Raw genomic sequence first — 12,921 nt, 5'->3', positions numbered from 1 at the left:
CACGTTGACAGCGTCACCCCGCCGGGACGCGTCGGCACCGGGCCGGCCGGGTACCGGACCAGGTCACCCCTCCCCGCCGTACCGGACAGGCTCGCCGGCCTGGACGCGCGGCGCGGCGGGCGTGCCGACGCCGACCCGGACGACGAGGAGACGCCGTGCCGGCGGTCCGGACGGTTCACGTTGATCCGTTACGCTCGGCGGCACGATCGGCGTCTCGGCCGGTCCGCTCGCCACCGCCCGGCTGAACGGGCATCGCGACGTCGGCGAGGACCACGAGACGGAACTCCGGAGTCCCGGACCGGTGACCACGATTCGGCAGAGAGGCAGACCGCACCATGACGGCGGTGGAGGGCCAACAGCCCGGTGCTGCGGACGCCGCGGTGGTGGGGCCGGGCGCGGAGGAGGACGTACGCTCGCTGTTCGGGCAGTCCACCGCGGTCTTCGCGTCGCTCGCCGGGCCGACCCACGTGGTGCAGAGCGCGAACGAGGCGTTCCTCGCCGCCCTCGGCGAGCACCGGGCGGGCACCGGGATGCCGCTCGCGGAGCTGATGCCCGAGCTGGCCGGGCAGGGCTTCATCACCCTGCTGGACCAGGTGTACCGCACCGGCGAGCCCTACACCGGGCGCGACGTCCGGGTGGTGCTGGGCACCGGCGCGCACGCGCGGGAGGCGTTCTTCGACTTCACCTACGAGCCGCGGCGGGACGCCTCCGGCGCGGTCGTCGGCATCCGGGTGATCGGCCTGGAGACCACCCAGGTGAAGCACGCCCAACGACTGATGGCCGAGCACCGGGCGCTGGTCGAGCAGATCGCGCGCCAGGCGCCGCTGGCCGAGGTGCTCGACGGGATGGCCCGCTGCATCGAGCAGCTCGCGCCGGAGGAACTGCTGGTCTCCGTCCTGCTCGCCGATCCCGACGGCCGGCACCTGCGCCACGGCGCGGCACCGAGCCTGCCCGACTTCTACAACCAGGCCATCGACGGCATCGCCACCGGCGAAGGCGTCGGCTCCTGCGGCACCGCCGCGCACCGGCGGGAGCCGGTCGTGGTCACCGACATCGCCACCGACCCGTTCTGGACCGACTTCCGCCCCCTCGCGGAGCGGGCCGGGCTGGGCGCCTGCTGGTCGACGCCGATCCTCGGGCGCGACGGCAGCCTGCTGGGCACGTTCGCCGTGTACCACCGCACCCCGCGCGTCCCCCAGGACGCCGACCTCGCGCTCGCCCGGGTCTTCACCGGCACCGCGGCGCTGGCCATCGAACGACACCACATCGAGCAGGCCGAGGCGGCCGCCGACGCACGCGCCAGAGCCGCCCACGACGAGCTGGCCCGGGTGGTACGCGCGGAGCGGGAGCTGCGCGCCGAGGCCGAGCAGCGCGCCGCCGCCGCCGCGGAACTCACCGCCCGGGTGCGTGCCGCGGCCGCCACGCTGGCCGCCACGCCGCACCCCGAGCAGTGTCAGCTCGGCGGCACCGGCGGATGCCCGGCGGCGGCCGAGATCAAGATCGCCGATTCGTGGGGCGACTCCGCGTGGGGCTGCCCCATCCACGTGGAGGAGGCCATCCTGAACGTGCGCTCGGTCTTCATCGCCAGTGAGGAACTCGGCGGCCTGGCCGCCTACCTCAACCGCTGACCCGCCGCGGGACGGTGTCGACGTGACGGTGCCCGCCCCCGGCGCCCGCTGCGCGGCGGGCTGCACCGGGGACGGCGCGCGGTCCGCGCGTCAGCCGCCCTCGGGCGACTCGACGTGCTCGCCGGTGACCGCCTCCGCCTCCGCCAGGCAGATCTCCAGCAGCGGCACGTCGTCGTAGTTGCTGAGGACCACTCCGACCCACCCGGTGTCCGGGTAGACGGTCCAGTTCGCACCGACGCCGCCGGCCCCGCCGCCGCGCCCGAACACCCACTGGCCGCCGATGATCGAGACCGGCATCGTGTACCCGTCGAACGAGGTGGGCGCCGGACCGGGCTGCTTGGCCCCGGCGAACAGGTCGGCCCAGGGGCGGTCGAGCAGCGTGCCGTCGCGCAGCGCCTCCGCGAACCGGACCAGGTCCGGCGCGGTGGCGAAGCCGTCGCCCGAGGCGTGACCGATGAAGTCGCGGCCCGGATTCCGGCCCGCGATGGGCGGGCTCACGCTGCCCCGGTCCAGGTGGCGCACGGCGTCCACCCGACCGCCGTCAGCCTGGCGCATGTACGGGTGCGCGATGTGTCGGTCGGTGAGCCACTGCGTCCGGGTGTAGAACCCCGACCCGCGCATGCCGGCGCGGGCGAAGACGTGCTCGTGCACGTAGTCCCAGAACGTCAGGCCGGACACCACCTCGACGATCCGCGCCGCCATGGCCAGGCCGACGCCGGCGCCGGGAAGGTGGCCGTTGGAAGCGGAGCCGGGCACCCCCGCCAGCGTCGCCTGCCGGATCCACCACTGCTGGTATTCGTGCACCTCCGCCCGGCTGTGGAAGACGCGTGTCCAGTCGGGCATCGGCGCGTCCAGCCCGGAGGTGCCGGTGAGCAGGTGGTGGATGGTCACCCGCTCGGCGATCCCCGGGGCCAGGTCCGTCAGGTGGGTGCCGATCGGATCCGACAGCGACACCCGGCCCCGCTGCGCCAGTTGCAGGATCGCCACCGTCAGGAACGGTTGGCTCGCCGAGGCGAGGTTGAACGCCACATCCTGGTGGTTGCGGATCCTCCGCTCCCGGTCGGCCAGGCCGTAGCTGCAGGACAGCACCGTCCGGCCCCGGTACGACAGCCGCACCACGCCGGAGAACCTGTCCTGCGCCGCCAGCTCCGCCACGAACCGGTCGTACGCGCCGCCGGGGCGGGTGGCCGGCGGGATCCTTCCGGGCCCGGACGACGTGGCGCCACGCGTGCCGGAGGCGGGAACGGTCGGCGCGGCGTGTGCGGGGTCGACGCCCAGCAGCGGCGCGCCGGCCGCCACGCCGACCGCGGCCAGCCCGCCCCACCCGAGCAGCCGCCTCCGGTCGACACCACGTACGGGATCCGATTCCATGATCACACTCCGTTCCCTTCGTCCTGGCGTGTGGTTCCGTGCCTGCACTCAAGTGGGAGCGCTGTTGCGCGGGCGTATGCCTTTTTCGATATGCCCGTCGACCCGGTCGCCGTGACGGCTCTCACCACGTCACCGCGGCTGGTCAGCGGCGTTCACCGGGTAGGAGAGGTGGGTATGACGTCGGCATCCGAGGTAGCCATGAGCAACGAGACCGGCCCGGTCGACCCGGCCCGCCTGCGGGCCGTGCTCGACGGCCCGTGGGCCCGGGTCCGCGACGCGCACCGCGAGCACCTCGACGGGCGTTTCCTACCGGTGTACGGCGAGACCGGCGACCAGGCGCGCGAGCGGATCAGCCGGCTGCTCCGCGAACTCCCGGTCGAGCTGGGGATCGGCGAGGGCTTCCCCACCGAGTACGGCGGCGACTCCGACGTCGGCGCCTCGATCGTCGCCATCGAGATGCTGGCCCAGGTCGACCTGTCGCTGATGGTGAAGGCGGGCGTGCAGTGGGGCCTGTTCGGCGGCGCGGTCGCGGCCCTCGGCACCCGGCGCCACCACGACGCCTACCTGCGCGACATCATCGCCGGCGAGGTCTTCGGCTGTTTCGCGATGACGGAGACCGGCCACGGCTCGGACGTCCAGCAACTGCGCACCACCTGCGTGTACGAACCGCGGACGCAGACGTTCGACCTGCACACCCCGCACGAGGCGGCGCGCAAGGACTACATCGGCAACGCGGCCCGCGACGGCCGGATGGCGGTGGTCTTCGCCCAGCTGATCATCGAGGGGCGGCGGCACGGCGTGCACGCCTGGCTGGTCCCGATCCGCGACGCGCACGGCAACCCGCTGCCCGGGGTGACCATCGGCGACGCCGGGCCGAAGGCCGGCCTGCTCGGCGTGGACAACGGACGCCTCAGCTTCGACCACGTGAGCGTGCCGCGCGACATGCTGCTGGACCGCTACGCCCAGGTCGCGGCGGACGGCACCTACTCCAGCCCGATCGAGAACGACTCCCGGCGCTTCTTCACCATGCTCGGCACCCTGGTCCGCGGCCGGGTGAGCGTCGGCGGCGCCGCCTCGGCGGCCACCAAGGCGGCGCTGACCATCGCGGTGCGCTACGGCGACATCCGCCGCCAGTTCGGCACCCCCGACGCCGACCGGGAGGTGCTGCTCAACGACTACCTGGCCCACCAGCGCAAGCTGCTGCCCGCGCTGGCCACCACGTATGCGCTGACCTTCGCCCAGACCGAGCTGGTGACCGCGCTCAGCGAGGTGCAGGGCGGCGACGGACCGGTCGACGAGCACCGGCAACGGGAGCTGGAGTCCCGGGCCGCCGGTCTCAAGGCCGCCCAGACCTGGCACGCGACCCGCACCATCCAGATGTGCCGGGAGGCGTGCGGCGGCGCCGGCTACCTGGCCGAGAACCGGCTGCCCGGCCTCAAGGCCGACACCGATGTCTTCACCACGTTCGAGGGCGACAACACGGTGCTGCTGCAGTTGGTGGCCAAGGGACTGCTCACCGGCCACCGCGACGAGTTCGGCTCGTTGGACGGCTGGGGACGCGCCTCCTTCGTCGCCGACCAGATCCGCGACATGGTGCTCGAACGCACCGCCGCGCGGGCGCTCATCGAGCGGCTGACCAGCGCCGTGCCCGGCCGCGACGATGAGGTCGCCGTCACCGACCGCGGCTGGCAGCTCACGGTCTTCGAGGACCGCGAGCGGCACCGCCTCGACGGCGTGGTCCGCCGGCTGCGCAACGGCACCGCCACGAAGAAGGACCGCCCCTTCGACATCTTCAACGACGTGCAGGACCACCTCCTCGCCGTGGCCGCCGCCCACATCGACCGGGTGACGCTCGAGGCGTTCGTCGCCGGCATCGACGCCGCCACGGACCCGGCCGTGCGGGCGCTGCTCTCCCGGGTCTGCGACCTCTACGCGCTCAGCGTCGTCGAGGCCGACAAGGGCTGGCTGCTGGAACACGGCCGGCTCACCCCGGCCCGCGCCAAGGCGATCACCGCGGTGGTGAACGGTCTGCTGAAGGAGCTGCGCCCGCACATGCGGACGCTCGTGGACGGCTTCGCCATCCCGGACGCCTGGCTGCACTGCGCCGTCCTGCGCGAGGAACCCGACCGGCAGGAGACCATGGCCGTCCACGACGCCGCCACCACCTGACGCGCCCGCGCCGCCTACCGACCCATCGCGAAGTTGCTGATGGCCCAGACGACGGCGAGGGAGGCCACGCCGACCACCGCGGCCCACAGCGCACACCCCATGCCGTACTTGCGATCGCCGGCGAGTACCCGCTCGGTCTCCGTGGGCTCCCGGCTCACCGCGAGGTAGCGACCGGTTCTCGGCAGCGTGAGCGCGGCGACCCCGCTGTCGAGGAGCACCGGCCGGCCGATCACGTGCAGCGGGAGGCCCGGGGGCACGACCTGCTCGACCACCCACACCCGTTCCACGCGCCGCGCCGCGTCCGCGGGGACCAGCCCGCGGTCGATGAGGTCCTGGAGCCACCGGCCGTGACGGCGAGGACTGGTGGTCTCCTCGCCGACGACGGTCCGTACCGGCGTGGGACCGGCGTGCGCCACCGGCAGCCGCGTCTGCGCCCATACGGACAGCCGCGGGTCGTCGATGGCCGCCTGGAGGAGCCGCGCCGACACCACGGCGGTGCCGGTGCTGTCGGCCACCCCGAACGGGTCCCCCGCGGACTGTTCCCACAGCACATTCGTGCTGGTGAGCGGCGGGTCGCCGGCGCTGTCGACCGTGTACACGGTGGTGCGGAACCACACCGACTCGACGCCGGACAGCGGCGCGACCACCAGCCCGGCGGGCCCCGGCGCGGTCTCGCCGTACACGGCCATCCGCCGGGGCAGCCGGGTCCCCGGGCGCAGCGCGGCACACGGGGACACCGGGTGTCGGCGGACCCACCGGTGCTGACGGCCGCTCGACACGGCCAGGGCCAGCCATACCGGCGCCAGCACCAGCATGGCGTATCCGACGAATCCCAGGATCGCGACGACGACCGTCAGGAAGGTCACGCGGCCAGGGTAGACATCGACCGCCACCGCCGTGTCGCGCCGGGAGTGGGGGCCAACCCCCGGTATGACGACGGGTGCCAACCTCCTTATCGGGACGCCGTGCCGCTCATAGCGTGAAGCCGGTGAGGGGCAGCCGTCCGGGCGGCCCTGGTTCCCGACGTTCGTCGCCGCCTTCTTCGACAGGTGGCTGCGGGGCCGGGACGGTCGGGTGCTGGACGGGCCCTCCGCCGGCTTCCCCGACGTCACGTTCGTCCGCTGACGGCGCCGGCCGCCGGGTAGGTTCGCGGGCATGAGTGACGACACCTTCCGCTCGGTGGAGATCGAGCGCACCGGCCTGGGCACCTACACCGTGCGGAATCCCCGTGGTGGGTCGATCTCCATCGGCTCCGGCCAGAACGACACGTTCACGCCGGTGGAACTGCTGCTGGCCGCCATCGGCGGGTGCACCGCCGTCGACGTCGACCACATCACCAGCCGCCGCGCCGAGCCGGACCGATTCACCGTCGAGGTCACCGGCGAGAAGATCCGCGACGAGGCCGGCGGCAACCGGATGCGTGACCTTCGGGTGGAGTTCACCGTGACCTTCCCGGAGGGACCGGACGGCGACCGGGCGCGCGAGGCGCTGCCCCGGTCACTGCGTCAGTCGCACGACCGGCTCTGCACCGTGTCCCGCACCGTCCAGCTCGGCACGCCCGTCACGATCGTCGACGTCGCCGGGACGGGCGCGGCCGAGGAGTGACCGAGCCGGCCCCGGCCCCGGTCGTCGTCGGGCGTCACGGCGGCGACGCGCCCCGCCGGTCGAGGCCGTCGGTCACCGCGAATGACGGGTCCGGGCCGGCCGTCCCGGTCACCGGCCTCAGCGCCGGGCGCCACCCGGTCGGCCCCGGCCGGCCCCGGAGGACTGGCGACCGCCGCGCGCGGCGCGCACCACCGGGGCCGCGCCCGCCCCGGGGCGGAAGTCCCGCGCGACGCCGGCCACCATCTCGTCGGGATCGCGACCGAGCGCCCGACGGATGTCCGCCGGGATCAGCTCCGACCTCGCCATCGCCATCCGCACCTGCACCGCGCGATCGTCGAGCAGGAGTCGCAGGTCCGCCTCGTCCAGCTCGACGGCGAGCACCAGCGCGGCCCGGACGTCCGCCACCGGGTCCTGCGCGAGCGCGCGGCGCTGGGTCGCGGTGGTCCGCGGGTTACGGGCGAGCCCCTTGCGCACGCGTGCGGTGCGGTCGGCCATCAGGGCCGTGATCGTGTCGGGGTCGTGGGTGTGCGTGGCGAGTCGTTCCCGTACCTCGGGTGAGACGTCGTCGACCAGCCGCGCGGCCAGCTCGGGCTCCAGCTCGCGGCGCTCCGCGAGGAGGCCGCGCAGTTCCTTGTCGGGGGCGTCCGCCATCGCCCGGCGGACCGACTCGTCGCAGCCCGGGTTGCCGGCGACCGCCCAGCGGACCCAGCGGTCGGCGTCCTTCACGAGTCGCAGGAGGTTACCCACCGAGGTCGAGGGGTTCCGCGCCACCGCCTCCCGGACGTGCCGGTCGTGGTCGCGGGCCAGCGGTCGCAGGGCCTGTGCCGGCGCGTCGGTGCGGGTCGCGACCGCCTTGCGGACCGCGGCCGACGGGTCGGACGCCAGGTCGATGAGGGTCATCTGGGAGGTGGCGGGGTCCTGCGCGAGGGCGAGCCGCGCATCGACACCCGCCCCGGTCGCATCGCTCACGCCGTGGTGTCCGCCTACGTCCCGCTGCTCGCCCATGGGCGTCATCATGTCACGGCCGGGTTTTCGCTCCGCGCGCCCTGACCAGCGCTTCGACGACGCCGGTGCCGGTCAGTCCCGGTCGTCGGGCGGGCCGTCCGGGGTCCCGTCCGCGGCGGCGACCCGCACCAGGACGCCCGCGCTGCGGTTGTGCGTCTCGATCCAGGTGGTCAGCGCCGCCCGGCAGGCGAGGTCGACGTGCCGCAGACCGCCCAGGTCCAGGTGTACGGGCCGGCTGGGCGGCAGGGCGTTGAGCGCGGTGAGGATCGTGGGCAGTCGCAGGAAGGTGGCGTTGCCGGTGAGCGTGACGTCGATCGGGCCGGTCCCTCCGTCGGCCACCGCCACCCGTACGTGGGAGGTCTCCCAGGCGGTCTTGACGATGGCCAGGCCGAGGCCGACGAGCACCCCGACGAACAGGTCGGTCAGGAGGATCACGAGCGCGGTCGCGAGCAGCACAAGCGCCTCCCCCCGGTGCCCCCGCCACAGCTCCGGCATCGACCGCAACGGCAGCAGCTTCGTCCCGGCGTGGATGAGCACGGCGGCCAGCGCGGGCAACGGGATCAGCTCGATCAGGCCGGGTGCGGCGGCGGCGAACAGCAGCAGCCACACCCCGTGCAGGACTCGGGAGGCCTTGGTTCGCGCGCCGGCCCGCACGTTGGCGGAGCTGCGCACGATGACCGCGGTCATCGGCAGCGCGCCGAGCATTCCGCAGACCGCGTTGCCGGCGCCCTGCGCCACCAGCTCCTTGTCGAAGTCGGTACGCGGTCCGTGGTGGAGCCGGTCCACCGCCGCGGCGCTGAACAGGCTCTCCGCCGACGCGATCAGGGTGAACGTGGCGACGCTGGCCAGCACGCTCAGCTCGGTCAGCATGGTCCAGTGTCCGAGCGACGGCTGCACGGCCGGGAGCAACCCCTCCACCGTGATCGTCGCCACCGGCAGCCGCAGGACGCCGGCCGCCGCGGCGGCGACCATGACCGCGACCAGCGCCCCGGGTACCCTCCGCAGTCGGTCCGGCAGCCGGTCCCACGAGAGCATGACCAGGAGCGTGACCACGCCGACGGCCAGTGACGTCCGCACCGTGGTGGAGCCGAGGATGTCGCTCCAGAGCGCGGGCAGGCCGGTGAACTTCCCGACCCCGGACCGCGGCGCCTCCCGCCCGGACAGCACGTAGAGCTGGCCGACGACGAGCAGCAGGCCGATGCCGGCGAGCATGCCCTGCACCACGGCCACGGAGATGGCCCGGAACCAGCGGCCGAGTCGGAGGAACCCCAGGATCACCTGGATGAGGCCGGCGACCAGGACGACCGTGCCGAGGCCGCCGAGGCCGTGCCGGCTCACCGCGTCGGCGACCAGCACGGTCAGGCCGGCGGCGGGGCCGCTGACCTGCATGCTGCTGCCGGGCAGGCAGCCGACGACGAGACCGCCGACGATGCCGGTGACCAGGCCCAGTTCGGCAGGTACGCCGGAGGCGACAGCGATGCCCACGCAGAGCGGGAGCGCGACGAGGAAGACGACGACGGAGGCGGACAGGTCAGCGCCCATGGTGCGCCAGGACAGGGTCGGAGACGACATCGTTCACATCCGGAGAGAGTGGACGGGCAACTGGTGGTCCCCGGGACGCAGGGCGGCGGAAACGGCGTTACCGGCGGGCGCGGACCTCCATTCGACCGCCCCCGGAGGAACAACATTGCGCCGATGATGAATATGCCGGAGGCGGCGCGACAGAGCGCCGGAAAAGAGATTTCCTCGCCTCCGTCAGGCGAGGGCCGGGCGGGTCATCCACCCGGGTCGACGATTCATGGTCCCATGCGGATCGCGCTCCTCCCCTCGTCGCATCGGCGCTGGTGAGGGCCAGTGCCGATGCGACGACAGAGCGATCAGAAAACCGCTCTCGACCTTTCCACGACGCCCTCCGGCAACCACGGACAATATATCGAGATAAATATTATTCGCACAGCACGCAACCGCTCGAATCACCATTCAGGACTCGACCCGAGCGCGTCGGACCCGAGGGGAACGCGTCACGCCGCCCGGTCGGGAGCTACCGGGGCACGGCCCGGAACCACTCGTCCCGGACGGCCGGGTCGGGTCCACGCCGGGGCAACGTCGGCGGCTCCGCACCAGTGACCGGCGCGTAGTGGTCGAAGGTGGTGGTCAGGGCCGCCTCGCCACCGGTGAGGTCGGGAAGGGCCGCCACGACCTGCGGCACCCGCGCCGTCGGCAGGGTGCCGCTCACCTCGAGGTACCCGCCGGCGACGGCGGTGTCGTGGACGATCGCGCCGAGCCGACCGAGCAGCGCCAGCACCGTCTCCACCGCCTGCTGCGGAAGGTTGACGTCGAAGCGCTCGATCGGCTGGCACACCCGGGTGCCGGCCCGGCGCAGCGCCGCGGCGACCACCACCGGGGCAAGGTTGCGGAAGTCCGCCGCCACCGTCGAGATGGACTTGTCGAACTTCTGGTGCGGCCGGCTCTGCCGCGGCCAGTACCGGGACGCCGTCATGGTGACCGTGCAGTCGGTGACCGGCCAGCCGTGCCGGCCCTGCCGCAGCCCGGCCCGCACGCCCTCCTCCGTGGCGGCGACGAACGCCGGCGGGAGCCGGCCGGGCTCGACCCCCGGGCGGAACCCGACGCCGTGCCCCACCGGCGCGGCGTCGATGCGCAACCCCAACCCGGCCAGGTACGGGTTGCCCCGCTCCTGCACCCGCTCCTCGGCGGCGCCGGTGCCGACGACCCGTTCGATGCAGGCGGTGAGCGTGCCGGAGAACCGCACCCGGACGCCGTACCGGTCCGCCATGAGCGCGGCCAGCACCTCCTTCTGGACCTCGCCGTGCAGGCGGATCACCGCCTCCGCCTGCTGCTCGTCGAGCCGCAGGTCCACCAGCGGGTCCTCGTCGGCCAGCTCGGCCAGGCCGGCGAACATCGCCAGGCGCTGGTCCGGGTCGACGGGCTCGACGACCGCCTGCCGGGTCGGTGGCGGGAACCGGTAGGCGTGCCGCCGCGGCGGGTCCCCGATGTGCTGGCCGATCCGGGCCGACAGGCCGCGCACCGCGGCGATCTGCCCGGCGGACACCGAGGGGCGCACCAGGACGCCGTCGGGCTCGGTGACGGCGATCTGGGTGACCGTCTGGGGTGGGGCCCCGGCGAGCCGTACCCGGTCCCGGACGCGGAGCTGCCCGGACCACAACCGTAGCCACGTCCGCCGACCCTGGCCGTCCCGGTCGACGGCGAAGACCGTGCCCGCCGGCGGGCCGTCCCGCTGCTCGTCGCGCGGCAGCAGGTCGGCCACGAGGCGGCACAACTGCCGTACCCCGGCTCCGGTGATCGCCGAGCCGCACGCCAACGGGCTGAGCCCGCCGCGGCGCACCGCGTTCCGGATCGCGCGCCGGACGTCGCGGACGCGTACCGACTCGTCCGTCAGCCAGCGGGCCGCCACCGCGTCGTCGACCTCCGCCACGGCCGCCACCACCGGTTCGGCGTCGAGGCCCACGGCCCGCACCCGGGCGTCGCGCGTGCCCTGGCCGGCGACCGTGGTGAGCGCGACCGGGCACGCGCCGAGCCGCTGGCGCACCTGGGCCGTCACCCGGTCGACGTCGGCGCCGCGACGGTCCACCTTGTTGAGGAAGAACACCGTCGGCACGCCGATGCGCCGCAGCGCCCGCCAGATGGCCACGGTCTGCGGCTGGACCCCCTCCACGCTCGACACCACGAGCACGGCGGCGTCCAGGACGGCGAGCGAACGCTCGACCTCCGCGATGAAGTCCGGGTGACCGGGGGTGTCCACCAGGTTGACGCTCAGGTCACCGATCGCGATCGAGGTGACCGCCGCCCGGATGGTGATGCCACGTCGGCGCTCCAACTCCATCGAGTCGGTCCGCGTCGTGCCGGCGTCGACACTGCCCGGGCGGGAGACCGCGCCGGCCTCGTAGAGCAGGCGTTCGGTCAGGCTGGTCTTTCCGGCGTCAACATGGGCGACGATTCCGAGGTTCAACAAGGCCAAGGCAGAACTCCACGGTAGGACGGTCCAGGGTCCGGAGCGTGGAATCTGCTCGCATCGTCACTCCTCGTCGTCGTGGTGGCCGGTGCCCGCCGGGTGCGGCGGGGAGGGAGCCGTCGGCAGGCTCGCACGCCCGAGGCGACCGCCACAACCGAATTCGCCGTCAGGCCGATTCCAGCTCCCGATCACCGGCCGGCGAAGGACCGCCGGCCCGGCCGGCCCGGTTGTCGACGATGTCGTCTTGCCGGCGCCGTTCGGACCGACCAGGCCGGAGAACGAACCCTGCGGCCCCACGAGATCGACGTGGTCGACAGCACGGCGATCGCGGGGATCGGCGCCGACCAATAGAATCCGGCGGGTGGGTGCCCCCGGGGCACATCCGTGCACCACGATCGAGTGGAGGAACTGATGACCGTTCGACGACTGCTGTCGCGCACGATGGCGGCCTGCCTCGCGGCGACGGCGCTGACGGCCCTGGCGCCGGCCGGGACGGCGCAGGCGGCGTGCACGACGAGCAGCTTCACCGTCGTCTGGGACTACGCGGGCATGTACACCGAGCCTAACGAGTCCACGTTGTACGGCACCCGCCGCTACGGCCAGGTCGTCACCGGCCCGACCGGCAACACCGCCAACGGCTGGACGCTCACCTACGACTACTGGAACGGCCTGGCGCTGTGGGCGTACATGAAGGACGGCGCGTTGCAGTACCGCGGCTGCGCCTGAGCGGCGTCCGGTCAGCAGCCGAGCCGCCTGCTGGACAGGGCGACGTCGTCGACGCTGGTCATCGCGGCGGCGTCATCGGCTCGAACCTGGCCAGCCACGAGTCGTACCGGCCTTCGAGCCTGCTGATGCCGACGGCGGGCACCCCGGCAGCGTCCAGGCCGCCCAGCGCACCGACAACTCCTCGTCGGGGTGTGCCGCCGGGTCCTCCGGCGCCGTCCCGGCGGCCGCGACGAGGTCCACCACCTCGGAGGCGAAGCCGGCCAGTTCCGCGCCGAGTCCGAGCGGAAGACCCGCGTGGCGGACCATCCCGATGGCCGCTTCTCCGACTGCCCCGGGCACGCCCTGGTCCGGGCTCTCGGGCCGGAATGCGGCGGACACACTCAACTCCTTCGAGCGGGCTTCGAGAACGCGATGTCGCGCTTCACG

10 protein-coding genes are annotated in these 12,921 nt (G+C 73.7%); 4 read left to right on the top strand and 6 right to left on the bottom strand.

The features are described 5' to 3' along the window. Window positions 1–335: 335 nt before the first annotated feature. Entirely contained in the window at window positions 336–1,628 is a 1,293-nt protein-coding gene (locus OG767_RS14280) for a GAF domain-containing protein (RefSeq protein ID WP_405093837.1), read from the top strand. A gap of 90 nt (window positions 1,629–1,718) precedes the next feature. Here the strand turns inward: OG767_RS14280 and OG767_RS14275 are convergent, their stop codons facing one another. After that, window positions 1,719–2,999 carry a serine hydrolase domain-containing protein gene (locus tag OG767_RS14275; RefSeq protein ID WP_405093836.1) on the bottom strand — a complete coding sequence of 427 codons (1,281 nt, stop codon included), beginning with the start codon at window positions 2,997–2,999 and terminating at the stop codon, window positions 1,719–1,721. 198 nt (window positions 3,000–3,197) lie between these two features. Between OG767_RS14275 and OG767_RS14270 the strand changes: the two genes are divergently transcribed. Beyond that, on the top strand, window positions 3,198–5,168 hold the full coding sequence (locus OG767_RS14270; RefSeq protein ID WP_405093835.1) for an acyl-CoA dehydrogenase: 1,971 nt from the start codon (window positions 3,198–3,200) through the stop codon (window positions 5,166–5,168). 14 nt (window positions 5,169–5,182) lie between these two features. Here the strand turns inward: OG767_RS14270 and OG767_RS14265 are convergent, their stop codons facing one another. Further along, window positions 5,183–6,034, bottom strand: coding sequence for a hypothetical protein (locus tag OG767_RS14265; protein ID WP_405093834.1), 852 nt, complete (start codon window positions 6,032–6,034; stop codon window positions 5,183–5,185). Window positions 6,035–6,323: 289 nt separating this feature from the next. Between OG767_RS14265 and OG767_RS14260 the strand changes: the two genes are divergently transcribed. After that, entirely contained in the window at window positions 6,324–6,773 is a 450-nt protein-coding gene (locus tag OG767_RS14260; protein WP_405093833.1) for an OsmC family protein, read from the top strand. Between the two features lie 117 nt (window positions 6,774–6,890). Here OG767_RS14260 and OG767_RS14255 read toward each other — a convergent pair whose 3' ends face one another. The 3 genes from OG767_RS14255 to OG767_RS14245 form a co-directional block, all read right to left on the bottom strand. Beyond that, entirely contained in the window at window positions 6,891–7,742 is an 852-nt protein-coding gene (locus OG767_RS14255) for a hypothetical protein (RefSeq protein WP_405093832.1), read from the bottom strand. Window positions 7,743–7,850: 108 nt separating this feature from the next. Then, window positions 7,851–9,350 (bottom strand): SulP family inorganic anion transporter, encoded by a 1,500-nt coding sequence (locus OG767_RS14250; protein WP_405093831.1) that lies wholly within the window; start codon window positions 9,348–9,350, stop codon window positions 7,851–7,853. 469 nt (window positions 9,351–9,819) lie between these two features. Next, a complete protein-coding gene (locus OG767_RS14245) occupies window positions 9,820–11,766 on the bottom strand; it encodes a GTP-binding protein (protein WP_405093830.1) in 1,947 nt (648 codons plus the stop codon). 414 nt (window positions 11,767–12,180) lie between these two features. Here OG767_RS14245 and OG767_RS14240 point away from each other — a divergent pair, with 414 nt between their 5' ends. Beyond that, entirely contained in the window at window positions 12,181–12,495 is a 315-nt protein-coding gene (locus OG767_RS14240) for a hypothetical protein (RefSeq protein ID WP_405093829.1), read from the top strand. Between the two features lie 72 nt (window positions 12,496–12,567). Here the strand turns inward: OG767_RS14240 and OG767_RS14235 are convergent, their stop codons facing one another. Further along, window positions 12,568–12,873 carry a hypothetical protein gene (locus OG767_RS14235; protein WP_405093828.1) on the bottom strand — a complete coding sequence of 102 codons (306 nt, stop codon included), beginning with the start codon at window positions 12,871–12,873 and terminating at the stop codon, window positions 12,568–12,570. Between the last annotated feature and the right edge of the window lie 48 nt (window positions 12,874–12,921).

It is taken from the genome of Micromonospora sp. NBC_01392, from assembly GCF_045040125.1.
GTDB lineage: Bacteria > Actinomycetota > Actinomycetes > Mycobacteriales > Micromonosporaceae > Micromonospora.
Note: the sequence above shows the minus strand (reverse complement) of the source record. Positions and strands in the feature narration are given on the sequence as shown.